Raw genomic sequence first — 24,397 nt, 5'->3', positions numbered from 1 at the left:
CTGCGAATACCATCGGCATTCGGCACGAATGCCGCCGAAGGCGAATAACCAACACCAGGGGACATAAGTGAAACTGATCAGAACAGCAACGGTAGCGGTGGCGTTGACCGCTGCGGTGGCCACCGGAGCGGGCCATGCTGTGGCAGACCCGTCGTCGGACACGGTGAACTACGAGACGTCGGTCAACCCCGACGGAACGGTCACCACCATCCTCGATGCCGGACTGTTCCGGGTCGACGCCACGAGCGAGACCGTGTCCGTCATCGACCAGGCCGGTGCCACGCTTGCATCTGTCCCGCTGGAGTACACCGTCAACGGCACCGTCTACTCGATCGCACCGCTGATCGGTGCCGAGGGTCGCGAACTGACGTTGACTCCGCAGACGGTTCCCGTCGCCGATGTCGCCGGTCCGCGGACCAAGCAGCAGGCGTTCGACAACATGGTCAACCAGCTCGCGATCGGCTGGAACAACGGTGGTGGTGTCGGCACGGCGATCGGCGCAGGCCTCGGTTTCGCCATCGGCTGTGTGTCGATCTTCCCGAACTTCATCTCCGGGTGCATCATCGGAACCGTCATCGGTACGGTCGCGGGCGCAGTCATCGGTACCAGCAACGGAAACCCGCAGGCTCAGCCTGCAGTGTTCGAGTACTTCACCACTCCGTAGGCACGTCGACCCCGAGTCGGGGAGTGTCGAACAGCGGGTAGGGCGTCAATGCCCTACCCGCTGTTTTCGGTTCTTCCGGTCAGCGCGCGGCGCATCGACACAGCCTTGACCATGGTCTCCTCGAACTCCTCGTCGGGATCGGAGAGAGCGACGATCGCGCCGCCGACGCCGTACGTCACTTCGTGTTCGGTGGCCACGATCGTGCGGATGACGATCGAGAAATCCGCGGTGCCGGTGATCGAGAAGTAACCGATAGCACCCGAGTACACCCCCCGCGGTCCGTCTTCGAGTTTGTCGATGATCGCCATCGTGCGGATCTTCGGAGCTCCAGTCATCGATCCACCCGGAAACGCAGCGCGGATACAGTCCGCGGCCGACGCGTCGTCGCGCAGGCGCCCACGAACCGTCGAGACCAATTGGTGTACGGGAGCATAGGTTTCGACATCGAACAGCTTCGGCACGTGCACCGACCCCGGCACGCAGACCTGGGCGAGGTCGTTGCGCACCAGGTCCACGATCATCAGGTTTTCGGCCTTGTCCTTCTCGTTCGCGACGAGATCGGCCTTCAGTGCGTTGTCTTCCTGCGAGGTGGCTCCGCGAGGACGAGTTCCCTTGATCGGCTTCGACTCGACTATGCGGTCGGCGTCGATGCGCAGGAAGCGTTCCGGAGACGCACTCAACACCGACAGCTCGGGGAACTTCAGCAGGGCGCTGTACGGAGTGGGGTTGATTTCGCGCATGTACGAGTAGGTGGCGGTCGCGTCGATGGAACCGGCCACGGTCGCCGTGTTGGTCAAACAGACCTCGTACGTCTCACCGGAACGGATCTCGGCAAGGCACTGGGAAATCAGATCGAGGTAGTGGGCACGGTCGTGGCGTAGGCGGGGTTCGAGCGACCGATCGGCTCCGAGCAGGGGAGTGCCGGAGGCGGGCACACCCGGACGCTTGTCGGGGGCGACCTTTCGGGACAGACCATGCAGGGTATCGGTGACCGAGTCGAACCACGTCGCCAACACAGGATCCCCGGGGGTGGTGGCCAACCCCATCAGATAGAGGGTGCCTGCCTCGTGGTCGAACACCAACGCGCGGTCTGCGAAGACCATCGACGCGTCGGGAGTCGCAGAGGTGTGCACCAGTTGCCCACCGGTGTCGGCCTTGAGTTCGTAGCCCAGGTACCCCACGTAACCGAGACCGAAAGCGAACGGTAGGTCGTGCCGAGGGGGAGTGGCCCGCTCTCGTAAACGGTCGTCGATGTAGTCGAAGAACGTCGAGTGAATGCGCTCGGTCGTACCGTCTGGACCTTGCACGGTCACCGTGGTCTCGGCTACCGAATAGGTCACGTACTCCGCGTGGGGACCCGAGCAGTCGCCCATGACGGTGAATCTGCAGTCGGGTTCGAGAGCCGCGCTGCCGTCCAGCCAGAAACTCTTCGAGCCGTCCGCGAACAGAGCTTCGAAGACCTGCTCGGAGTCGAATGCTCCTTCCAGCGAACGTGTTTCGATGGTGAACATCGAATCCTGAGTACGCGCAGCACTCGATGCGCTCGATCGAGCCAACGTCAGATCGCGGAAATTGGCGAGTAGTTCGCGGCCGTATTCGGTGCTGATCGACTCGGGATGGAACTGAACTCCCCACATGGGCTTGCTGCGGTGACGAACAGCCATGACCAGTCCGTCGGGCGTCCACGCGACTTCCTCGAAGTCGGCAGGGGTGCGGGTCACGACGAGCGAGTGATATCGCACCACGGAGTACGGCGACGGAATCCCCTCGAACAGATCCACACCCGTATGGGTGATGTCGGTGATCCTGCCGTGCATCGGCGCGGGCGCGAGATCCACACTGCCACCGAACAGATGACACAGACCCTGATGCCCGAGGCACACGCCGAGTATCGGTAGACCCGACTCGAGTATCACGCGGGCACTGATCCCGAAGTCCTGCTCCACATCCGGACGCCCGGGACCGGGCGAGATCACGACGTTGTCGTAGGCGTCGAAATTCAGCGACGTCCACTCGACGTCGTTCTTGACCACAGTGGGCGGTCGACCGTTCACCTCGGTCAGAAGGCTGTACAGGTTGTAGGTGAACGAATCGTAATTGTCCACCAGGAGCGTATGGATCGTCATCGGAGTGCTTCTACCGTTCACTGTCGAGGCCGGGCCCGGGCGTCGGAGAATCGATGATCGAATCCTCGACGCGACATGCCTCTGCAATCATCGATCGATACAGATCTTCGAGAAAATCGGGAGACAGTCCATTGGCCGACGCGAATTCTCGTGCTCGTTCGGTCACCAGTCCGACGCGGCCTGGTTGCATCATCGGAATGTCATGTTCACGTTTTACGTGTGCAACTCGTACACACACATCGATGCGGTCTCGAATTGCAGCGCGCAGAACCTCGTCGATTCCGTCCAACTCGCGCCTCAACTCCGCAAGCTTCTGCTCGCCGACTGCGCGATGACCTTCCGATTTCGCATCGGAGGCCGCCGTACGCAAGGCGTCGGTCGAGCGCTGATCAGAATCCTGGCTCACGTGTTGATGCCCCCTGGTTTATTCGACTCCGGTGCCTGCTGTTTATCGATATTGTCCGATAACTGTTACGGCAACCGTTCACGAATCGTCCACTTGTGTGACAACCGATACTCGATGATGTCACCTCGGACTCTGACACCGCCAGTCGATCGTATTGGAATCCTCGTTCGGTGGACAATTAATGCGACAAAGCACATCGAAACATTCAGCAGGTTCGAATAGCACAAAAAAAACTGCACCGCCGGATTGTTTCCAATCAGGCGGTGCAGTGAGCGGCGACGGTCATGCGCCGCGGCGCTTCACCTTCAGCAGGTCCAAGCGTTCCTTGAGGAGTTCTTCGAGCTCGTCGACCGAGCGACGCTCGAGCAACATGTCCCAGTGGGTGCGGGGAGGCTTGACCTTCTTGGCCTCCGGCGCGGTGCCTTCGATCAGCGACCCTTCCAGGCCGTTGCGGCATGCCCAGGTTCCGGGAATCTCGGCATCGTCGGCGAACGGTACGTCGAACTCTTCGCCGTTGTCGCACCGGTAGCGCGCAACGCGGCGGGGTGCCAGGTCGTGATCACGGTCGGTCTCGTAACTGACCGCTCCCAGCCGACTACCTCGAAGTACACGATCTGCCATGGTGAAGTCCTCTCCATCGATAGTAGGTACGTGCGCCGAAGCCATTCGTCGACTTCGAACTACACCGTCTACCCACTGATCTACAACGTCGCCGCACGTCGGTTCGTTCCCGAGCCGATGGGTCCAGGCGCGGTCCGATCGGCGCAGCTTATCGGGCGATCTTACCTCGCGGCCGCAGTAGGCTGAACGACCATGTCCGTCAGAACCCGCCGCGACCAGACATGCACCTGGTGCGGACGCCCGGTCGCCGATTCCGGAACCGGCCGGAAGCGGCGGTACTGCCGTCAATCGTGCCGTCAACGCGCCTACGAGCAACGCAGCGCGACCAAAGGGACGTCGATTCCCGACGACGCTGTCGTGTTGACCGCCGAGGAGGTATCGGCGGCGGCCGACAGAGCGTTCGAAGTTCGGTGTGCTGCCGAGGACGTCAGCACTGCGGTGACGGAGGGTGCCGACGCCGCCGAATTGCACCGACTGTGCGTCGAACTGTTGGCCAAGGCGCACGATGCAGAACGGCTGCGCTGAGCTGGAGTTCCTCTCCAGTTCACCGACTACGTGGACAATGGTCGAAGCCCGCGCGACTGTGCGGGCGAGTACCACCTAGTGAGGAGCTCCATGGCGTTCTGGGATCAACTCAAGTCCAAGGCACAGGAATTGAACGGCCAGCTGCAGACGAAGACCAGCCAGTTCAAAAACAAGGAATTCGCCAACGGCAGCATGGCCATGTGCGCCCTGATCGCGGCGGCCGACGGCACCATCGATCCTGCCGAGCGCCAGAAGACGGCCTCTCTCATCGCCGGTAACGAGGCACTGCGAGTGTTCGAGCCCGACGAACTTCGGCAGAAATTCGACTGGTACTGCGACAAGCTGCAAGGAGATTTCGATTTCGGGAAGGTCGAGGCAACAGCCACGATCGGCAAACTGAAATCGAAGCCCGACCAAGCACGAGCCGTCATCCAGATCGGCATCATCATCGGCGGCGCAGACGGCCATTTCGACGATCACGAGAAGGCCGCAGTGCGCAACGCGTGCTTCGCGGTCGGAATCGATCCGGCCGAGTTCGAGCTCTGAAAGTTCCCAGCCGAAGCGTCACGTAGGAACGGCGGTCGACGAAGCGATCCGCTTCGTCGACCGCCGTTCCCGTCGAGCCTCGTGCGCTGTGAAATTGCGGTCTTGCCGGGATACTGAGGACACTCCGACGGCATGTGCCGATGTCGAACGATCCGTTGGAGATCCGGTTGCAGCCCACCAGCAAAGGGACCGTGCATGACAGTTGCCGCGATCTACCTCGTCATCGCCTTCGGTTTGGGTGGACTTGCCATGGTGGTACGGCTGCCTCCACTGGTCGGATTTCTGGCTGCCGGTTTCGTCATCAATGCACTCGACGTCGGTGAGGTGCCCCAGCTCGAGCTGCTCGCTGATCTGGGTGTGACGCTGCTGTTGTTCGCCATCGGTCTCAAGCTCGACGTTCGTATTCTGCTGCGCCGGGAAGTGTGGCTGACCACCTCGGTGCATCTGGTGATCAGCGTCGTGGTCGGTACCACCGTTCTGTGGCTGGCTGCCGTGGCGGGGTTGGCCATGCTGTCCGGGCAGAGCCTGACGACGATCGCATTGCTCGCCTTCGCCATGTCGTTCTCGAGCACCGTCTTCGTGGTCAAGGTTCTCGAGGAGCGAGGGGAGTCACACGCCCTCTACGGACGGGTGGCGATCGGTGTCCTGGTGATGCAGGACATCGTCGCCGTGGTGTTCCTGACCGTCACCAGCGGCACGCTGCCCAGTCCCTGGGCGCTGATGCTGGTGCTGCTGTGGCCCGTCACTCGCATCCTCCGACGAGTATGGAGCGGACTGGGTCACGGTGAGATGCAATCCCTCTTCGGCATCGTGATGGCGCTGGTGCCCGGTTACGCGCTGTTCTCCGCACTGGGTCTCAAAGGAGACCTGGGTGCACTGATCATCGGTGTGCTGCTGGCGTCGCATCCGGCATCGTCCGAGCTGTCTCGATCGTTGTTCCACATCAAGGAACTGCTGCTGGTCGGCTTTTTCGTCTCGATCGGTCTGTCCGGTCTACCCGACCTGCCCAGTCTCGGCGTCGCACTGCTCATGGTGTTTCTGTTGCCGCTCAAGTCCGTGCTGTATCTCGCGCTGTTCGCCCTGATGAAGTTGCGATATCGAACAGCTCTCCTTGCCGGGTTGAGCCTGATGAACTATTCGGAATTCGGATTGATCGTCGTCTCGGTCGGAGTGACGACCGGCCTGCTGGCACCGGCATGGCTGGTCGAGATGTCGATAGCCGTGGCCCTGAGCTTCGTGGCGTCGGCGCTGGTCAACGGACGAGGGCACCTGATGGTCGAGAAGATTGCAACTCGTTTGCCCGAGCAGGACGAGAACAGTCTGCATCCGGAGGAACGTTCCGGTGACGCCGGCGATGCCGAGGTCGTCGTGATCGGAATGGGGCGTGTCGGGTTCGCGGCGTATCAGCGGCTGACGAACCACTACCGCCTCGGTGTGGTGGGTGTCGACTACGACGGGCCACGCATTCGCCGACTCGCCGACCAGGGCCTGCGAGTGATCGAAGGCGACGCGACCGACCTGGACTTCTGGAACCAACTACGCCACTCCGAGTCGGTTCGAATCGCGGTGCTGGCGATGCCGCGTCACGGCGCCAACGTCACTGCCCTCGCCTGTCTGCGCGAATCCGGGTTCAGTGGCACGGTCGCTGCTGTCGCGCGCTACGACGACGAAGTGCAGTGGGCCAGGGATCACGGTGTCGACATCGCCTTCAACGTCTACGCGGGAGCGGGCTTGGAGCTGGCGGACCAGGTTGGCCATGCGTCCCCGGTCCAGGGCAACGACGCTCTCGCCGACGATCGTGGTACACCCGCCGTCGACGGCGTCACCCGACCGGTGACCGAACCGGCAACACACAAGGAGAGCCCGTGACCGATCGGTCGATACCTCCCAATGCCGAGTGGAATGCACGAGCCAGGGGAGAGACGCCGACTCAGCAGCTCGACAGGAACTGGCTCGGGTTACTTCAGGAACTGCGCGTCGAACAGACCGGGGTTCAGCTGTTGACCGGATTTCTCCTGACCCTGCCGTTCCAACAACGGTTCGACGACGTGTCCGCATTCGGCCGAGCGGTGTATCTGATCACCGTCAGTGCGTCGATCGTTGCAACCATCCTGCTGATTGCGCCGGTGGGAATGCACCGAATTCTGTTCCGTCACAAAGAAATCGATGTACTCGTACGGGTCGGCAACCGACTCGCGATCGCAGGCCTGTTCATGCTCGGCATCGCACTGGTGGGAGTAGTGGCTCTCACGTTCGACTTCGTGGTCGGTCCGCTCGTCGGCATCGTAGCGGCACTGGTCGCTCTGACCCTTCTCCTCACGTTGTGGGTGGCACTCCCACGGTGGTATCTGAAAACTCGATGACGTTGCGGTGACGACAAATTCGCTCGGTGTCTGCTCTCACGCCGGCCAGCGACTGCGTTTCGCTCGATACATCTCCGAGTCCGCGATGCGGAGTACGTCGTGTGCGGACTGCCGCACATCACTGTCCGCGTCGACGGGTACCACTGCCGACCCGACACTGACGGTGAGTCCGGACAACATCCGGGCCCGTCCGAGGCGCTCCACGAGCTCTGCAGTTCGGTCGGCGAGGTCGGCAGGTCGCCCGACGGCGATGCACGCGAACTCGTCACCGCCCAGTCGTGCGACGATCCAGCGGTTGGCCGCCAGCGCTCGCATGTGCTGGGCCACATCGACGAGAACCGCGTCGCCGGTGTGATGTCCGTAGCTGTCGTTGACACCCTTCATCCCGTCGACATCGGCGGCGACGGCGCATATCACCTTCGGTTCCACATCCGGCGTCGTCATCGCGGTAGCAGCTACTGCAGCGAACAGCCCGCGACGGTTGTGCAGGCCGGTCAGCGGGTCCACCAGCGACTCCCGCGCCCGAGATCTGAGCTCGCTCACGTACACCATCAGAATGAGCGGAGACGCGAACATCAACAGCATGGTCGAACTGTGTGCGGCAACGACCCAGCCGCTGGCGACGTCCGCGTGCACGGTGAGTACGGCCACCACCGCAAGGACGCCGGTGGCGAAAACGATGTGCACGAGACAGGGGAGTAGCGGCACCGCCACCACAGCCAGAGTGGTGATGACGGCGAAAAGTACCGTGCCGCCGATCGCAGTCATTGTCGTGTCCTTCAACAACAGACCGGCGGCGATCGATACATCCGAATACACGATGAATGCAGTCAGCAGACGCGGTCCCGGCCATCGACCGAAGAACCAACGCAACGCGACCGGAAACGCGATCAGGCTGATTGCTACCACCGCATGTACTCGCCAACCGCTGTATTCCTCGGACGGTGCGCTCAGTAAACCGATGAGACCGATCGACAACGTCCCCGAGCCGACGAGTAATCGAATGACGCGAGTTCGAGTCGCGTCCAGATCCAACAGCCCCGCCACCGAACCGTCCGCGCGCTGTTGCGACGACACACGTCGACCCGAGGCCGAGATGAACGGACGAACGGCGAACATCGGGTGACCTTCGGCTGGTATCTGCACCGAGCAATTTCACGGACAGTAGCAGAAACGTGCGCTTCGACCACTGAATCGACCGATACCGATCGAAATGACCGTTTTCGACATGATCACCGTCGCACCGAGAAGATTGCAGCTCCCGCCGCATCACCGCAAAACGTCACTGTGACGTTTCGTTGTAGTGAAACGGGGCCGACCCAGGAGCGGCCCGAGAGGTGGCCTGGATCAGGTGAGATACGCGCACGTCATCCAATCACAGCGAAGAGCCGAGCCGGCCAACGGCGGATGGCCGGCTCGACGCTCGAAAACTGCGCGCACGCCGGTGGAAGAGTCGACGCTGACACACCCGTACATTTCGACTCACACGAACCGGACCGCCGTGCCGACCGGCCAGTCAGCTTCCGAGCTGGGCCATCTTTTTGCCGATAATCAACATTATGTCAAGTAGTCGCAACCGGACCGCGTGCAGGCGCTGCCCCGTGACTGTTCATAGGGATCCGTCTAGACGGATCGAAGAAAACACCGCGCAGCCTCGAGTCGATGGGCGTCGTAGTCATCCCATTTCGCCGCAGGGACATCCCGGTGCCCGACTTCGACGAAATTGCGTTTGACGAAGAACTCCGCGGCTTCACTGCTGACGGTGACCGCAAAAAGGTTTTCGATGCCCCTCGTGCGGCAGACCTCCAACAGTCCGTCCATCAGCAGGCCACCCGCTCCCAGTCCGGAGAACTCGGCGACTGTGATCAGACCCGACACTTCAGCGAATCCCGTTCCTGCGTAACGGTCTATCTCCAGCCCGACGATACCGGCGAGGTGCCCGGTACGCAGTACCCGCGCGCCGAGTCCTCCGACCGCCATCCTGGCAATCTCTATCCGACTGCGCTGCTTGAGAACTCCTTCTCGCACTCCCTGTGCGACCAACGCCTCGATTGCAGGGAAATCGTCGACCTGCAAGGACGCCAAGTGAAGGTAGCGCCCCTGGGTGAGGACGGTCCCCCGGCCGTCGAATGTGAACAGCTCGAACTCGAGATCCTCGCCGCGGCAGAGGTTTACGCTGTATGCACCGCCGGCAAGTGCCGCCTCGGCCGCAGACGGAAAGTCGTCGAGACCACGTTCGGCCAGATGAGCGACCAGTCGCTCGCGGTGCAGGTCGATGTCGGCGAAGCTGCGAGGAGGATCGCCCCAACCTCCTCCCGGGTCGGTCAGAACCATCTTCGAAGCCCGCACGCTCGCAGACACGGTGCCTGCGGTGCGCGCGACCGCGGTTGCCTCCGCCCCGATCACGACGCATTCCGAGTCTGCGATAGCGAGCCACAGACGGGCGACGGACTCGTCGTTCCAGACAGTCCCACTCGCCATGGCCACACCACCGACTGCAGCGGCTACTTCCGGAACGTGGTCGGCTGGCACGACGAAAATGAATCGCGTATCACCAGGACCGAACTCCCCGACCGTTCGTTTCACTGCCTCGAGCGCAGCGACACTCAACACGGGAAGGGCAATCACGATCGTGACCCCGCGGAATTCCTCGATGAAGAAGTCACGCTCCGAAACAGGCACCCCGCTGGACGTCAGTTCGATCGCCGCCTCGCGCGGGACCGCAGGACGCGGCCGCAGTTTTCGTGGATTCGCGCGCAGATCGTAGTTCGTCATGATGGGTCCCAGTTTGGACTGCAGTCTCGCCCCCTGCAACGCTCACGAATTCTCGGGCGTCATGACACTCGACAGCGCCAAGCGCACCGTCAGTTCGACGTCGCCGTCCACCCAGGTGATCGACACCGTGAGCCCGCTCGGCCACCGACCGTGTGGGGCGACTGCGAGATCGTTGTCACGATCAGCTGCGTTCCTCTCCGGGGACGTCATCGATTCTTCGGTCGCGTTCGTGTCGAGTACAGGACGGTGGTGTGGTGACCGTTCCGCCGTCCGACAGACTCGAGCGGGTCGAGGTCACGATGGTGGGCGACGTGGCGATCTTCGTCGATGAACGTCCCCTCGACGCCCATGGTGGACAGACCGACGAGCGGCGACGAGCGAATCCGTCCGCCCCGCCCACACAGGTCTACGCCGTGTTCGTACCCTTGGAACGTGAACCACGAATAACATGGGTGCGATGCGCTCGTATCCCGAGCGAAACGGATCGGAGGGCCGATGTTCGATCTCCCGGACGATCCGGTGAGTCTTCGATCCTTCCTGGAACGTTCTCCGGACTTCGTTGCGCTGTCCGACTTCACGGGGAGAATTCTGTACATCAATCCCGCAGGATCAACCCTGATCGGACTCGATGACGTGGCCGATATCGGCCAACTCTCGGCCTTGGAACTGCTCACCTCCGACGGAGTCGACCTCACCGACGACATCGCCGCCGGGCTGCTCTCCGAAGGCAAATGGGAGGGGTACTGCGAGCTGCGCCATCACGTGACCGGGACCGGCATGCCGGTGGTGGTGTCGTCCTATGTGATCCCTCGTGACGACGGCGGCGCCGACGTGGTGGCATCCACCATTCGGCACCGACATACGGTGGAGCAGCGCAATGCCAGGATCGCGGCCGACGCAGTGGTCGCCGGTCGTCATGCTCAGGAGCAGAAGGCTCTGGCCGATCTGAGCCGATTCGCCGTCATCGCCGAGCTACCCAGTTTGCTCACCGCAGCAACCGCCACCGCAGCCACCCTGATCGGCGTGGGAAACTCCGCCATCGCCCACCTCGAGCACCCGACCGACCCGTACTTGACCATGGACGCGGCCAGCGGTGTACTCGGTATGCGTCAGGACATTCCCTCCGGAGACGGTTCGTTGGTGGGACTCGCCCTGACCCTCTCGGAGCCTGTCGTGTGCAACGATTGTCACACCGAGAATCGATTCCGGACCGACACGATGATCTCGCTCGGCCTGCGCAGCGGCGTCGGAGTTCCCATCTTCACCGCGGCCGGAAAAGCGTGGGGAGTTCTCTCCATTCACAGCGTCGAGGCCCGTCTCTACCGCGACGAAGAGGTGTCGTTCCTCAGTTCGGTGGCCGGCATCGTATCCGCGGCGATACGACGCATCGACCTCGAACTTCAACTGCGACGACGCAGTACGCACGATGCCCTGACCGGTCTACCCAACCGCACCCTCGCATACGAGGTCATCGATTCGGCACTGAACCGCGCGAGACAACAGTCCGGCACCGTGGCTCTTCTGCTGCTCGACATCGACGACTTCAAGATCATCAACGACAGCTTGGGACACGACGCCGGAGACAGGGCGCTGGTCAAGTTCGTCGAACGGCTCGCCTCGGCGATCCGAGACGCCGACACCATCGCGCGCCTGGGCGGCGACGAATTCCTGATCGTCTGCGAGGGTGTGGACAGCGTGGCTCATGCGGAGGAATTGGCGCGACACATCACGAGTTCCATCGCGGTTCCCTTCTCGGCCGAGGACGTGCCCATCCCCTTGAGCGCCAGCATCGGTATCGCTGTGTCCGAACCGAATTCGACTCGGCACGAGCTGATCCACCGCGCCGACTTGGCCATGTACCGCGCGAAGGACAGTGGGACCGGCGGGCATGCCGTTTTCGATCCCACCGATCTCTACGACGCGGATCGCATCAGGTCACTGTCGATAGATCTGCGAGCGGCGCTGCGCGCCGACGAGCTCACTCTCGCGTACCAACCATTGGTGGACATCGCGTCGCGGAACATCGTCGCGGTGGAGGCACTCGCCCGCTGGAATCACCATGAGCTCGGCCCCATCGAACCGAGCGAGTTCGTCGGCGTCGCCGAAAGAACAGGTCTTGCAACACCATTGGGCGCATGGGCGCTGCGTACCGCATGCGCGGCCGCGGCGCGGTGGCGGACGTTCTCCGACATCGTGGTTCGCGTCAACGTCAGCGCGCTGCAACTCCGCGATCCCGACTTTCCCGCCGAGGTCGCTTCCATACTCGCAGAGACAGGACTGCCTGCCTTCGCTCTCGGACTCGAAGTGACCGAAACCGTGTGGGTCGCGGACACCGAACGCGTCGCCGACAACGTCGCTGCCCTGCACGCGATGGGTGTGGCTCTGCTGCTGGACGACATGGGTAAAGGCCACAGCTCCATGTCGTATCTCGACCGCTACCCCATGTTCGAGTGCTTCAAGATCGACAAGTCGTACATAGCTCGGCTGCCCGCTCCCAGGGCTCGCGCGATCGTCTCGGCCATCGTGGCACTGGCACGCGCATTCGACGTCACCGTCGTCGGCGAGGGCGTCGAGACCGAGGAGCAACTGGAGGCACTGGCCGCTACCGGCTGCGACTTCGCGCAGGGATACCTCTTGGGCCGGCCGGTCGGTGCCGGTGCCATCGCCGATCTGCTTCTCGGTGCCGGATGAATCGCGGAGGAATCGGAAAGCGACGATCACGTCTTTCCACTTTCAACATATAGCGCACCCCGGGGCTTGCGGCAAGACCCCGTGCAGGGCTCAGAATGGCTCGCTGCAACCGAGAACCATTCGATCGGAGTCCTGTGAAGCATGTGCACCCAAGCATTTTCGCCCTACCCGACAGCCTCGCACGCAAACGTGATCCAGCGCTGATCGGCCACGACGAGCGACACTTCTCCGCGATCCGCTCGAGCATCGAGAAGTCTCGATCCGATACCGCGGCGCAGCTCGCGGCCGCGCAGAAGTCGTCGGGCCGAATGGGCCGAGAGGTGATGGAGCGGGACTTCGAGATTCATAGGTTGGGCGGACGTCTCCGTTCACTTCGTCGGTACGGGGTGGATCTGTGCCTGGGTCGAGTCGTGGCCTCCGATACGGACGAGCCGGTGTACATCGGACGACTCGGATTGTTGGGGACATCGGGTGAACAACTCCTCGTCGACTGGCGCTCCCCCGCGGCCGAACCCTTCTTCGGTGCCACTCACGCCAATCCCATGGGGCTGCGGAGTCGTCGACGATATCGGTGGACGAACGCCACCATCACCGACTATTGGGACGAGGTGTTCGACCTGACCGGACCGATCACCGACGCTGCCCTCGACGATCAGTCTGCCTTCATCGCCAGTCTGGGTACGGCACGTTCACCGCGGATGCGTGACGTGCTGGGCACCGTTCGAGCAGATCAGGACGCCATCGTTCGAGCGGACGCCCGGGGCGCGCTGGTCGTCGACGGTGGCCCGGGAACCGGGAAGACCGTGGTGGCACTGCATCGCACCGCGTATCTGCTGTACACGCAGTCGCGTCTGGGACACAGCCGCGGCGGCGTGCTGTTCGTCGGCCCACACGAGCCGTACCTCGCCTACGTCTCCGACGTCCTTCCGAGTCTGGGTGAGGACGGTGTGCGGACCTGCACGCTCCGGGATCTCGTCGCCGAAGGCACGGACGTGGTCGAAGAGCCGAATCCTGCTGTGGCGCAACTGAAGGCATCCGCCGACATGAGCGTGGCGATAGAGGCGGCCGTCGCGTTCTACGAGCAACCGCCGACTCGGAACATGATCGTGGAGACGGAGTGGGCCGACCTGAGGCTGACGCCGGACGACTGGGCCGAGGCGTTCGAGGCACCCGATCCCGGCACTGCGCACAACGAGGCTCGCGAACAGGTCTGGGACCTGCTACTGACGATTCTGGCCGACCGCTACGACGGTGACGAGGACCCAACCGAGATACGGAAGTCGTTGCAGAACAACGAGCCTCTGCGCACGGAGCTCGAACGATCCTGGACGATCATCGACGCTGCCGACCTCGTCGCAGATCTGTGGAGCGTTCCGGCGTATCTCCGTAGGTGCGCACCCTGGCTCGGCCCCGAGGAGATTCGTTCACTCCAGCGACCCGATCCGACGCGCTGGACGGTGTCCGATCTGCCGCTGCTCGACGCCGCACGAATGCGGCTCGGAGATCCCGAGCATTCACGCCGCACTCGACGTCGCGAGTTGGCCGCGGCTGCGGAGCGTGCGCGAATGGACCGCGTGGTCGACGAACTCATGGCCGCGGACGACGACGAGATGATGGCTGCACAGTTGCGGCAGGACGGAATTCGCGATGCACTCGTCGATTCGGCGGGCTTCGAGGAGATCCCGACGGATCCCTCGGCGGGGCCGTTCGCACACATCGTCGTCGACGAGGCGCAGGAGTTGACCGACGCGCAGTGGCAGATGGTCCTGCGACGATGCCCGTCGGGCAGCATCACCATCGTCGGAGACCGGGCGCAAGCGCGGCAGGGGTTCGCCGAGTCCTGGGTCGAACGGCTCGGACGGGTCGGACTCGACCGGGTGAGGATCGCCACTCTCGGTGTCAATTACCGCACCCCGCGGGAAGTCATGGCCGCGGCCGAGCCGGTGATTCGCGCGGCGCTGCCGGACGCCAATGTTCCGGTCTCCATCCGCAGCACCGGTGTGCCCGTCGAATACGCAGACACGGCAGATCTGGCATCGATTCTCGACCGATGGCTGGACTCGAATCCCTCCGGAATCGCGTGCGTCATAGGCAATCCTGCATTTCCGGAGTCGGAGCGAATCCGATCCCTGACTCCGCAGTTGTCGAAGGGACTCGAATTCGATCTGGTCGTTCTGATCGACCCGGATTCCTTCGGGACAGGAGTCGAGGGTGCCGTCGACACGTACGTGGCGATGACACGCGCGACCGGACGGCTGGTGCTGCTGACCACTCAGCGCGAGGCCGAATCGAGGACGTCCAGCACGGCATGAATGGCCGGGCTGGCGTCGGCGCTGCGCCGCCACGCAGCCTGCACCTCACGAGCGGGAGCGTGCTCGAGCGGCACCGCGACGAGACCGGCTCCGAGCAGCGGACGCGCGAGGCGGGGTACCAGAGCGAGAACATCGTCGGCTTCGACCAGCGCGAGTTGCGTGGAGAAGTCGTCGACGAGATGGCGAACGTCGACCTCGGCGGACGTCTCGGCGAACAGCCGACGAAACCACTGGTGACATACCGTCCCGGCCGGGCTCGTCACCCACGGGTACCGAGCGAGGTCGGCATGGGTCAACGCGGTCTTCCGTCGAGCGAGGGGGTGAGTTCGCTTCATGATCACGTCGCCGAAGTCCGTGTGAATCGGTTGCCGAACGACCGAGGGAGGAGCGGGCGCCCATACCCCGTCTGCGTCGTGCACCAACGCCAGGTCTGCGGTACCGGAATACACGCTGTGCAGTGCACGATCCGGATCCTCCTCGCTGATGTGCACGGTCAGATCCGGATACCGTCGATTCAGCTCGACGAGCGCGGGCGCCAGCAAGCCGCGCACCGCGGTCGAGAATCCGACCAGCCGAACTACCCCACGTGGTACGCCCTCGTCTGCGGATCGAGCCGCCTCGACGCACCGTTCGAGAGCGTCGAACACCTCCCCCGCGGACTCGACCACCGCCCGACCTGCGGGGGTGAGCACGACTCCCCGACCGGCCTGCGCCAGCACCGGGGTACCGATCTGCCGTTCGAGTCGTTTGATCTGCTGGGAGATCGCCGAAGAGGTGTAGCCGAGCTCGTCGGCCGCCCGCGCAAGAGTGCCCAGGGCTGCGACGGCCCGCAGGGCGTGCAGAGCACTGACATCGATCATGAAGCAAAAATACGCAGTATTACGGAAAATGCATCGCTGGACCTCATCTATTGGGCGGTTCACACTCGGACCATGATCACCACTGCGTCGCCGGCCTCGACGAGCTTCGGCACGAACGTCGTCGCCATGGCGACCCCCATGCACCCCGATGGATCGCTCGACCGAGGGGGCGTCGATGCCCTTCTCGCGCATCTGTCAACAACACGGTGTGATGGCGTCGTCGTCGCCGGAACGACCGGTGAAGCACCTACCCTGACGCGCCACGAGATCTCGCAGCTGATCGCTCGGGCTCACAGCCACTCGGATCACGCTCTTCGAGTGATCGCGGGAGTAGGCACCAACGACACCTCGACGGGGATCGAGATGGCTCGGTCCGCAGCGGCAGCCGGTGCCGACGCACTGTTGATCACCGCTCCGTACTACTCGCGCCCCACCCAGACCGGCATCGCAGAGCACATCGTCGCCATCGCCGAGGCAGGTGGGCTGCCCGTCATGGTCTACGACGTCCCGGCGCGCACAGGTGTGGCCATCGAGGCGTCGACGCTCGAGGCACTCTCTCGTCACCCTCTCATCGGTGCCGTCAAGGACGCGAAGGGTGACCTGTACGAGGCCATGACCGTCATGTCCTCGACGAACCTCGCCTACTACTGCGGAATCGACGAACTCGCGCTCCCCTACCTAGCCTCCGGTGCAACAGGACTGGTCAGCGTCACCGGCAATGTGGTGGCAGACCGCTACGCCGAGCTGATCGATGCGGTCCGCGCGGGCGACCTGCTCCGGGCGAACGCAGTACAGCGATCACTCCTGCCGTTGACCGACGCCGTCATGCGCACGACGCAGGGAGCCGTCATGGCCAAGGCCGCACTCGCCAGGATCGGCGTCATCTCCGACGCGACCGTGCGACGACCACTTTTGGAGTCCTCCGCGGCCGATCTGAGACGACTCGACGCTGCCCTCTCGGCCACCGGAATCGATCAGGAATCGAGAAGCAGGCACGTTCCGGTACGACTAGCCTGACTGCTCATGGCGACGAAGAAGGTCACGCAGGGCTCGGCACCGCATGCTGCCGACAGTCACGATTTGATTCGTGTGCAGGGGGCGCGGCAGAACAATCTTCAGGACATCGATGTCGAATTACCCAAGCGCCGACTGACCGTGTTCACCGGCGTCTCCGGCTCTGGCAAGAGCTCGCTGGTCTTCAGTACGATTGCGGCCGAATCACAGCGCATGATCAACGAGACCTACAGTGCCTTCGTTCAAGGATTCATGCCCACGCTGGGCCGACCGGATGTCGACGTCATGGACGGACTCACCACGGCCATCATCGTCGATCAACAGCGCATGGGCGCCAATCCCCATTCCACCGTCGGCACTGCGACCGACGCCAACGCCATGCTCCGGATCCTGTTCAGCCGAATCGGAAAGCCGTACATCGGCTCCGCACAGGCTTTTTCGTTCAACGTCGCATCGGTGTCCGGTGCAGGCGCGTACAAAGTGGACAAGGGCGGCAGACAGACCACCGAGAAGAAGTCCTTTTCCGTGACCGGTGGCATGTGCCCGCGCTGCGAGGGCAGAGGCGCCGTCAGCGACTTCGACCTCACCGCGCTCTACGACGCGAACAAGTCATTGAACGAGAGTGCGATCACGATCCCCGGTTACAGCATGGAAGGCTGGTACGGGCGCATTTTCCGCGGCTGTGGGTATTTCGACCCGGACAAGCCCATCTCGAAATACACGAAGAAGGAACTCGACGATCTGCTCTATCGCGAGCCGACGAAGATCAAGGTCGAGGGCATCAATCTGACCTACTCGGGTCTCGTGCCTCAGATCCAGAAATCGTTCCTGTCCAAGGACGTCGACGCAATGCAGCCGCATATCCGCGCATTCGTCGAACGCGCGATCACCTTCACGACATGTCCCGACTGCAACGGCACCCGACTCAACGAGGGCGCTCGGTCGTCGAAGATCGAGGGCATCAACATCGCCGACGCATGTTCCATGCAGATCAGCGACCTGGCGAAGTGGGTCGGCGGCCTGAAGGAGCCGTCGGTGGCACCACTGCTGACCACACTCGGTGAGACCCTCGACTCGTTCGTCGAGATCGGGCTCGGTTACCTGAGCCTCGATCGTCCCTCGGGAACACTGTCCGGTGGAGAGGCTCAGCGCACCAAGATGATTCGTCACCTGGGATCGTCGTTGACCGACGTGACGTACGTGTTCGACGAGCCCACCACCGGCCTGCATCCCCACGACATCGAGCGAATGAACAATCTGCTGCTTCAGCTGCGGGACAAGGGAAACACCGTGCTGGTAGTGGAGCACAAGCCCGAGACGATCTCCATCGCAGACCACGTCGTCGATCTGGGTCCCGGTGCGGGAAGCGCAGGCGGGCACGTCTGTTTCGAGGGCACCGTCGACGGTTTACGGCGGAGCGACACCGTCACCGGTCGGCATTTCGACGATCGGGCAGCGCTGAAGAAATCCGTACGCGAATTCTCCGAGGTGCTCGAAATTCGCGGCGCGGACTCCCACAATCTCCGCGAAGTGGACGTCGACGTTCCACTCGGTGTGCTGGTCGTCGTCACCGGCGTCGCAGGCTCGGGCAAGAGTTCGCTCATTCACGGATCGCTCTCGGGGACAGACGATGTGGTCTCGGTCGATCAGGGGGCGATACGTGGATCGCGGCGAAGCAACCCCGCGACGTACACGGGCTTGCTCGAACCGATCCGCAAGGCGTTCGCCAAGGAGAACGCCGTCAAACCCGCGCTGTTCAGCTCGAACTCCGAAGGCGCGTGCCCGACGTGCAACGGCGCGGGCGTCATTTACAGCGACCTCGCGATGATGGCCGGCGTCGCCACGGTGTGCGAGGAGTGCGAGGGCAAGCGATTCCAAGCATCGGTACTCGAGTACCACTTCGGCGGACGCAACATCGACGAGGTGCTGTCGATGTCGGTCGCCGAGGCCGAGGAGTTCTTCGCCGACGGCGCGGCCAAACTGCTCCCGGCGCACAAGATTCTGCAGCGCTTGAACGACGTCGGGCTCGGATACCTCAAGATCGGCCAGCCGTTGACCACACTGTCGGGTGGCGAACGCCAACGCCTCAAGCTGGCGACGCACATGGCCGACAAGGGCGGGATCTACGTGCTCGACGAGCCCACCACCGGGCTGCATCTCGCCGATGTCGACAAGCTGCTCGGGTTGCTCGACCGGCTGGTCGACTCCGGCAAGTCGGTGATCGTGATCGAGCATCATCAGGCCGTCATGGCCCACGCCGACTGGATCATCGATCTCGGACCGGGTGCCGGCCACGACGGAGGCCTCGTCGTGTTCGAGGGAACACCGTCCGAGCTGGTGGCAGACGGTTCGACCCTGACCGGCCGGCACCTGGCCGCATACGTAGGGAGCTGAGTTCTTGACCACCCTGGCCCACCGGAACGCCACCGCACTTGTGATCGTCGACGTGCAGAACGACGTGATGGTCGCCGTCCACGACCGGCAGCCCGTCGTCGACAACATCGTGACCCTGGTATCGCGAGCCCGAGAGACGAGCACCCCGGTGATCTGGGTGCAGCACTCCTCCGAGAAGGAGCTGGCCTACGGAACGGAGGGGTGGAAACTCCTCGACGAGTTGCCTGTCGATCCAGGCGATCCGATCGTCCACAAGAAGCACGGCGATGCCTTCGAGGACACCGGTCTCGAAGCCGACCTCGCCTCGTTCGGCGTGGGGCACGTCGTCATCGCCGGCGCGCACACGGATTTTTGCATCAGGTCCACGCTGCACGGAGCCTTGGTCCGCGGATACGACGTGACGCTGGTGAGCGATGCCCACACCGCCGAGGATCTGACCGAGTGGGGCGCACCGCCACCGGCGCAGGTCATCGCGCACACGAACTTGTACTGGGACAACCAGACCGCTCCCGGCCGGACCGCCGAGGCCGTCGTCACCGAGAAGGTCGATTTCACCCGACCGATACCCTGAACCCTCCATGGTGACCTTGCTGCTCGCGCTCGTCGGATTCGCGATACTCGATTCGCTCGACGTGTTGCTGATCGGCGTGACCGCAGCCATCGCAGTGCACGCGAGAACCACCCGCCGGTCCCCGTTCCGAGCCGGGCTGGCCTTCGTCGGCGGCGTGTTCACGGCGACGACCACATTCGGCATCCTCACCGTTCTCGGCATCGACTTCTTCACCGATCTGTTCGACATCACCATCACTCCTACGGTCCGGTATCGCACAGAACTCGCGGTCGGGCTGGTACTGATCACACTCGGTGCTCTGCGCACCACCGAGCGCCGCCCACCGGAGTGGGCGGCTCGAGCCGGCTCCAGCATCCCCGTCGTCGCCTTGACCGGACTGACGATCGGTCTGGTGCAGGGCCCGACGGCAGTGCCGTACCTCGCGGGGCTGACGATGCTCTCGACCTACGATCCGCGTCCGCCGTGGTGGCCGGCCATCGTGGTCGTCTACTGCCTGATCGGGCTCCTGCCACCCGTCCTCGTGCTGATTCTGGCGTCGAGGAAGAGTCGACGCTCGAGGCGCGCGTTCATTGCGACCGTCCGAGCCCTGATGCGGTACGGCCCTCCGACGGTGCGCGTCGTCTTCGTCGTGCTCGGCGTCTCACTCGTCGCCGACGCCCTGATTCATGCCGGAGACCTCCTGTAGGTCGCCGTCGTAAGCTTCTGCGCATGGCACTCGATCACGGCGATCCCGGTGACGCCCCGTCCGTTCCCCCTCCCCTGGCCCCGGTCGTCGACGACCGTCGTCCCTCCGCGGCCGAAGAAGCGCGCACGATCGCTGCGTCCACCAACACCGCAACTCTCGCGAGCCTGACCGCGGACGGTGATCCCTGGGCCTCGTTCGTCACCTACGGATTGCTCGACGGCGCGCCGGTTCTGTGTGTCTCGCGCATGGCCGAGCACGGACGCAACCTCGCAGGCGATCAACGAATGAGCCTGTCGATCGTGGCACCGCAATCGCAGACCGATCCGCTGGCATCGGGCCGAATCACGCTGGCAGGCGTGGTCGAGCGGCCCGAGGGGGACGAACTGGCCGCGGCCCGCGCAGCGCACCTCGACGGCGTACCGGCGGCGAAGTACTACCTGGACTACAGCGACTTCACGCTGTGGATCATGCGCGTGCATCGTGTCCGGTGGGTCGGCGGATACGGCCGAATGGATTCGGCAACTGCCGAGGCGTATTCCCAGGCTGCGCCCGATCCGGTGTCGCCGACCTCGGGGTACGCGATAGAGCACCTCAACGCCGACCACTCGTCGTCCTTGACTGCGATGGCCCGCGAACTGGGCGGCCTTCCCGATGCCACGTCCGCCGAGTGCACGGCCGCGGACCGCTACGGACTGGATCTGAAGGTGTTCACTCCGCGCGGAATCGCGTACACACGGGTCGGTTATGCGACTCCGATCGACTCGGCCACCGAACTGCGGGCCGCGACCGTGGAACTTGCGAAGCGCGCAGCAGCCGCCCGATAGGTGTGCACTGCCATCACGGACACGACGACCTTGTCGAGACGTCGCGATGGATGGCGACTACCGTTGACCTCACACCGCAATCGTTAGGGAGCAGGTAATGAGCATCCAACCGCTCGAATCGAAGCGTCACCGCGTCGTCGTCATCGGTTCCGGGTTCGGAGGTCTGTTCGGCGTCAAGGCCCTCAAGAAAGCCGACGTCGACATCACCCTCGTCGCCAAGACGACACACCACCTTTTCCAACCTCTCCTCTATCAGGTCGCGACAGGCATCCTGTCCGTCGGCGAGATCGCTCCCACCACCCGCGTCATTCTGCGCAAGCAGAAGAACGCAGAGGTGCTGCTCGGAGACGTGCTGAACATCGATCTCGAGGCCAAGACGGTGACGTCCAAGCTTCTCGAACGCATCACCGTCACCCCGTTCGACAGCCTGATCGTCGCAGCAGGCGCGCAGCAGTCCTACTTCGGCAACGATCACTTCGCCGAGTTCGCACCCGGCATGAAGACCATCGACGATGCACTCGAGCTGCGTGGACGCATCCTCGGTGCGTTCGAGCAGGCCGAACTCTCCGACGATCAGGAGGAGAAGGACCGTCTCATGACCTTCGTGGTCGTCGGCGCGGGCCCCACCGGCGTCGAGCTCGCCGGGCAGATCGCCGAGCTCGCCGATCGCACCCTCGACGGTGCCTTCCGCAACATCGATCCCCGCGACGCCCGCGTCATCCTGCTCGACGCCGCCCCCGCCGTACTGCCGCCGATGGGCGAGAAGCTCGGCCGCAAGGCCGCCGAACGGCTCGAGAAGCTCGGCGTCGAGATCCAGCTCAACGCGATGGTCACCGACGTCGACAACGACGGCCTGACGGTCAAGGAGAAGGACGGCACCACGCGTCGCATCGAGGCGCAGTGCAAGGTCTGGTCCGCAGGCGTGCAGGGCAGCCCGCTCGGCAAGCAGCTCGCCGACCAGTCGGGATCGGAGACCGACCGCGCCGGACGTGTGCTGGTGGAACCGGACCTCACCGTCAAGGGCCACCCGAACGTGTTCGTGATCGGCGACCTGATGTCGGTCAAGGACGTTCCGGGCATGGCGCAGGGTGCCATTCAGGGCGCGACCTACGCTGCCAAGCTGATCAAGGCATCGGTCAAGGGCCAGGACGATCCCGCCCAGCGGGCCCCGTTCAAGTACTTCGACAAGGGTTCGATGGCAACGGTGTCGCGATTCAACGCGGTCGCCAAGGTCGGCAAACTCGAATTCGGCGGATTCATCGCCTGGCTCATGTGGCTCGCTCTGCACCTGTACTACCTCGTGGGCTACCGCAGCCGCATCACGACCGTCATCTCGTGGTTCGTGACGTTCCTCGGCAAGGGCCGCGCGCAGATGGCGTCGACCGAGCAGCAGGTGTTCGCGCGACTGGCCATCGAGCAACTCAATTCCCTCGAGCGTGCGGGGGCCGTCGAGGCAGCCGCGGACGAGTCGGAGCAGGAACGCGAGAAGGCGGCAGGCTGATCGACCCCGAACCGGGAATCGACCGAAACAAGCTCTGACACAACGCATCGGCCGACGGGATACCGTCGACCGATGCGTTGCTCGTTGTCCGAGCGGCCGGTCTCACATCCCCGGTTCGACGGGCAGCAGACGACGCCCCACCGAGGTACTCAGCGAGCCGCCGCCGGCCAACGCCAGCCGGACGGTGCCGTCGGCCAGATCGACCTCGGACGCCCGGGTATCGGGATAGCGCAGAGTACTGGACATCGACAGCGGGGCCGACAACGCGTCGTGCGCAACCGATCCCGCGCCCAGTTCCACTCGATGGCGTATCAGCGGGCTACCCCCGACATCGCATCGAATCGCACTGCTCCAGTGCCCCGACGCTTCCTCGAAGCGGCCGATCTGGGTACGCTCACGCAGCCGTAAGGTCGAATCCTTCTCCAGCACAACGGTGTTGATCACCGAATGCGAGGCGTCGGAGACGACGACCATCGGTTCGGGATCGAAGATCAGCGATGCGCCTGCACCGACCTCGAAGTGCCACTGCGCGGACGAGTGACGGTGCAGCCCACCCGGCATCGCCAACGAGGCTGCGACACTGCGCACCTCCAGATGCGCCCCGGCCGCCACCGAGATTCTCACCACGATGGTGTCACCGCCGAGAGGAGTTGCCGCCGTACCGATCAGGTGAACTGTGTCCGGTCCCGTCTGGCGGCCTGCGAGTCCGCCCACCGAGGTGATCCGAGGGCTCCGGCTGCGGCTCGCGTCGATGCAGAGCTCTGTGTGCATCGACGCTCAGTGCGTGTGGGCATGCGCGTCGGCGTCGGCGATCACCTTCAGCTGCTCTCGCACCCACTCGAGCACGGTGGTCGCCGCGGGATCGTCGGTGAGGGAGATGAGCGCAGTCGGCCGCCCCTCGCGCACCTGGGCCGCGTCCCGTTCCATGACACCGAGATCGGCTCCGACGTACGGGGCGAGGTCGGTCTTGTTGACGACCAGCAGGTCGGAGAACGTCACACCGGGACCGCCCTTGCGCGGCACCTTGTCTCCCCCGGCCACGTCGACGACGAATATCTGAACGTCGATCAGACCGGACGAGAACGTCGCCGTCAGATTGTCGCCACCGGATTCCACGAGAATCAGATCGAGGGGCGGGTTGTTCTCGATCAGATCGTCGATGGCGTCGAGGTTGGCCGTGATGTCGTCACGAATTGCCGTGTGCGGGCAGCCACCGGTCTGTACTGCGGTGATCCGCTCGTCGGGCAACACCGCGTGCCGACGCAGGAAGTCCGCATCCTCGGTGGTGTAGATGTCGTTGGTGAGCACGCCGAGTGAGAGCTCGTCGCGCAGCTGGCGGCACAACGCGGCCACCAACGCCGTCTTGCCGGAGCCGACGGGCCCACCGATTCCGACTCGCAGCGCGTCGCCTGCCGCCCGTGCGCGCTTGGGGCGATCCAAACCGTGGTCGTGGGGCTCACCGTCGATCAGGTGCGGGGGCATGTCGAACTCCTTGTCACTAGAGGAAAAACGGATCCGT

Annotated in this window: 22 protein-coding genes; 13 read left to right on the top strand and 9 right to left on the bottom strand. The window is 63.7% G+C overall.

Annotated features, from left to right (window positions below; translation table 11 throughout):
• Positions 1 to 67 precede the first annotated feature (67 nt).
• Positions 68 to 664 (top strand): hypothetical protein, encoded by a 597-nt coding sequence (locus tag CH249_RS21555; protein WP_032398095.1) that lies wholly within the window; start codon positions 68 to 70, stop codon positions 662 to 664.
• A 53-nt stretch (positions 665 to 717) separates the two neighbouring features.
• Here the strand turns inward: CH249_RS21555 and pabB are convergent, their stop codons facing one another.
• The 3 genes from pabB to CH249_RS21540 form a co-directional block, all read right to left on the bottom strand.
• Positions 718 to 2,790, bottom strand: a complete 2,073-nt coding sequence (pabB, locus tag CH249_RS21550) for an aminodeoxychorismate synthase component I (protein WP_094682769.1) — start codon at positions 2,788 to 2,790, stop codon at positions 718 to 720.
• Positions 2,791 to 2,800: 10 nt separating this feature from the next.
• The gene (locus tag CH249_RS21545) at positions 2,801 to 3,196 is read right to left on the bottom strand and encodes a chorismate mutase family protein (protein ID WP_230597022.1); all 396 of its coding nucleotides are present in this window, start codon (positions 3,194 to 3,196) and stop codon (positions 2,801 to 2,803) included.
• A gap of 282 nt (positions 3,197 to 3,478) precedes the next feature.
• A complete protein-coding gene (locus tag CH249_RS21540) occupies positions 3,479 to 3,817 on the bottom strand; it encodes an RNA polymerase-binding protein RbpA (RefSeq protein WP_027497120.1) in 339 nt (112 codons plus the stop codon).
• A gap of 192 nt (positions 3,818 to 4,009) precedes the next feature.
• On the opposite strand from CH249_RS21540, the gene CH249_RS21535 reads away from it, so the two are divergent.
• From CH249_RS21535 to CH249_RS21520, 4 genes are all read left to right on the top strand, one after another.
• Positions 4,010 to 4,342, top strand: a complete 333-nt coding sequence (locus tag CH249_RS21535) for a hypothetical protein (RefSeq protein ID WP_032398096.1) — start codon at positions 4,010 to 4,012, stop codon at positions 4,340 to 4,342.
• Positions 4,343 to 4,432: 90 nt separating this feature from the next.
• Positions 4,433 to 4,888 carry a tellurite resistance TerB family protein gene (locus tag CH249_RS21530; protein WP_032398482.1) on the top strand — a complete coding sequence of 152 codons (456 nt, stop codon included), beginning with the start codon at positions 4,433 to 4,435 and terminating at the stop codon, positions 4,886 to 4,888.
• A gap of 195 nt (positions 4,889 to 5,083) precedes the next feature.
• Entirely contained in the window at positions 5,084 to 6,757 is a 1,674-nt protein-coding gene (locus CH249_RS21525; protein WP_094682768.1) for a cation:proton antiporter family protein, read from the top strand.
• A complete protein-coding gene (locus CH249_RS21520) occupies positions 6,754 to 7,251 on the top strand; it encodes a DUF6328 family protein (RefSeq protein ID WP_094682767.1) in 498 nt (165 codons plus the stop codon). The genes CH249_RS21525 and CH249_RS21520 overlap by 4 nt, the downstream gene beginning before the upstream one ends.
• A 36-nt stretch (positions 7,252 to 7,287) precedes the next feature.
• Here CH249_RS21520 and CH249_RS21515 read toward each other — a convergent pair whose 3' ends face one another.
• From CH249_RS21515 to CH249_RS28070, 3 genes are all read right to left on the bottom strand, one after another.
• Entirely contained in the window at positions 7,288 to 8,370 is a 1,083-nt protein-coding gene (locus tag CH249_RS21515; protein ID WP_094682766.1) for a diguanylate cyclase, read from the bottom strand.
• Between the two features lie 504 nt (positions 8,371 to 8,874).
• Positions 8,875 to 10,026 carry a GNAT family N-acetyltransferase gene (locus CH249_RS21510; RefSeq protein ID WP_094682918.1) on the bottom strand — a complete coding sequence of 384 codons (1,152 nt, stop codon included), beginning with the start codon at positions 10,024 to 10,026 and terminating at the stop codon, positions 8,875 to 8,877.
• A gap of 42 nt (positions 10,027 to 10,068) precedes the next feature.
• Positions 10,069 to 10,236, bottom strand: a complete 168-nt coding sequence (locus CH249_RS28070) for a hypothetical protein (RefSeq protein ID WP_179273199.1) — start codon at positions 10,234 to 10,236, stop codon at positions 10,069 to 10,071.
• A gap of 285 nt (positions 10,237 to 10,521) precedes the next feature.
• On the opposite strand from CH249_RS28070, the gene CH249_RS21505 reads away from it, so the two are divergent.
• Both CH249_RS21505 and helR read left to right on the top strand, forming a co-directional pair.
• Positions 10,522 to 12,717: an EAL domain-containing protein gene (locus tag CH249_RS21505; RefSeq protein WP_094682765.1), complete on the top strand. Its 2,196-nt coding sequence runs from the start codon at positions 10,522 to 10,524 to the stop codon at positions 12,715 to 12,717.
• A gap of 134 nt (positions 12,718 to 12,851) precedes the next feature.
• On the top strand, positions 12,852 to 15,029 hold the full coding sequence (gene helR, locus CH249_RS21500; RefSeq protein WP_094682764.1) for an RNA polymerase recycling motor ATPase HelR: 2,178 nt from the start codon (positions 12,852 to 12,854) through the stop codon (positions 15,027 to 15,029).
• Here helR and CH249_RS21495 read toward each other — a convergent pair.
• A complete protein-coding gene (locus tag CH249_RS21495) occupies positions 14,990 to 15,889 on the bottom strand; it encodes a LysR family transcriptional regulator (protein ID WP_094682763.1) in 900 nt (299 codons plus the stop codon). The two genes, helR and CH249_RS21495, sit on opposite strands and share 40 nt — an antisense overlap.
• Positions 15,890 to 15,961: 72 nt before the next feature.
• Here CH249_RS21495 and dapA point away from each other — a divergent pair, with 72 nt between their 5' ends.
• From dapA to CH249_RS21465, 6 genes are all read left to right on the top strand, one after another.
• Entirely contained in the window at positions 15,962 to 16,906 is a 945-nt protein-coding gene (gene dapA / locus CH249_RS21490; protein WP_094682762.1) for a 4-hydroxy-tetrahydrodipicolinate synthase, read from the top strand.
• Positions 16,907 to 16,912: 6 nt separating this feature from the next.
• Positions 16,913 to 19,297 (top strand): excinuclease ABC subunit UvrA, encoded by a 2,385-nt coding sequence (locus CH249_RS21485; protein WP_094682761.1) that lies wholly within the window; start codon positions 16,913 to 16,915, stop codon positions 19,295 to 19,297.
• Between the two features lie 4 nt (positions 19,298 to 19,301).
• Entirely contained in the window at positions 19,302 to 19,868 is a 567-nt protein-coding gene (locus tag CH249_RS21480; RefSeq protein WP_094682760.1) for an isochorismatase family protein, read from the top strand.
• Positions 19,869 to 19,875: 7 nt separating this feature from the next.
• Complete coding sequence (locus CH249_RS21475; RefSeq protein ID WP_094682759.1) at positions 19,876 to 20,553, top strand: GAP family protein; 678 nt, start codon at positions 19,876 to 19,878, stop codon at positions 20,551 to 20,553.
• 23 nt (positions 20,554 to 20,576) lie between these two features.
• A complete protein-coding gene (locus CH249_RS21470) occupies positions 20,577 to 21,377 on the top strand; it encodes a HugZ family protein (RefSeq protein ID WP_094682758.1) in 801 nt (266 codons plus the stop codon).
• A 97-nt stretch (positions 21,378 to 21,474) separates the two neighbouring features.
• Positions 21,475 to 22,878 (top strand): NAD(P)/FAD-dependent oxidoreductase, encoded by a 1,404-nt coding sequence (locus CH249_RS21465; RefSeq protein ID WP_094647886.1) that lies wholly within the window; start codon positions 21,475 to 21,477, stop codon positions 22,876 to 22,878.
• 102 nt (positions 22,879 to 22,980) lie between these two features.
• Here CH249_RS21465 and CH249_RS21460 read toward each other — a convergent pair whose 3' ends face one another.
• Both CH249_RS21460 and ureG read right to left on the bottom strand, forming a co-directional pair.
• A complete protein-coding gene (locus CH249_RS21460) occupies positions 22,981 to 23,649 on the bottom strand; it encodes an urease accessory protein UreD (protein ID WP_094682757.1) in 669 nt (222 codons plus the stop codon).
• Positions 23,650 to 23,655: 6 nt separating this feature from the next.
• Positions 23,656 to 24,360 (bottom strand): urease accessory protein UreG, encoded by a 705-nt coding sequence (ureG, locus tag CH249_RS21455; RefSeq protein WP_032398114.1) that lies wholly within the window; start codon positions 24,358 to 24,360, stop codon positions 23,656 to 23,658.
• Positions 24,361 to 24,397 lie beyond the last annotated feature (37 nt).

The sequence above is a fragment of the Rhodococcus sp. 05-2255-3B1 genome, from assembly GCF_002258545.1.
Taxonomy (GTDB): domain Bacteria; phylum Actinomycetota; class Actinomycetes; order Mycobacteriales; family Mycobacteriaceae; genus Rhodococcoides.
The sequence above is the reverse complement of the archived record's forward strand: the minus strand, read 5'-3'. Positions and strand labels throughout refer to the sequence as shown.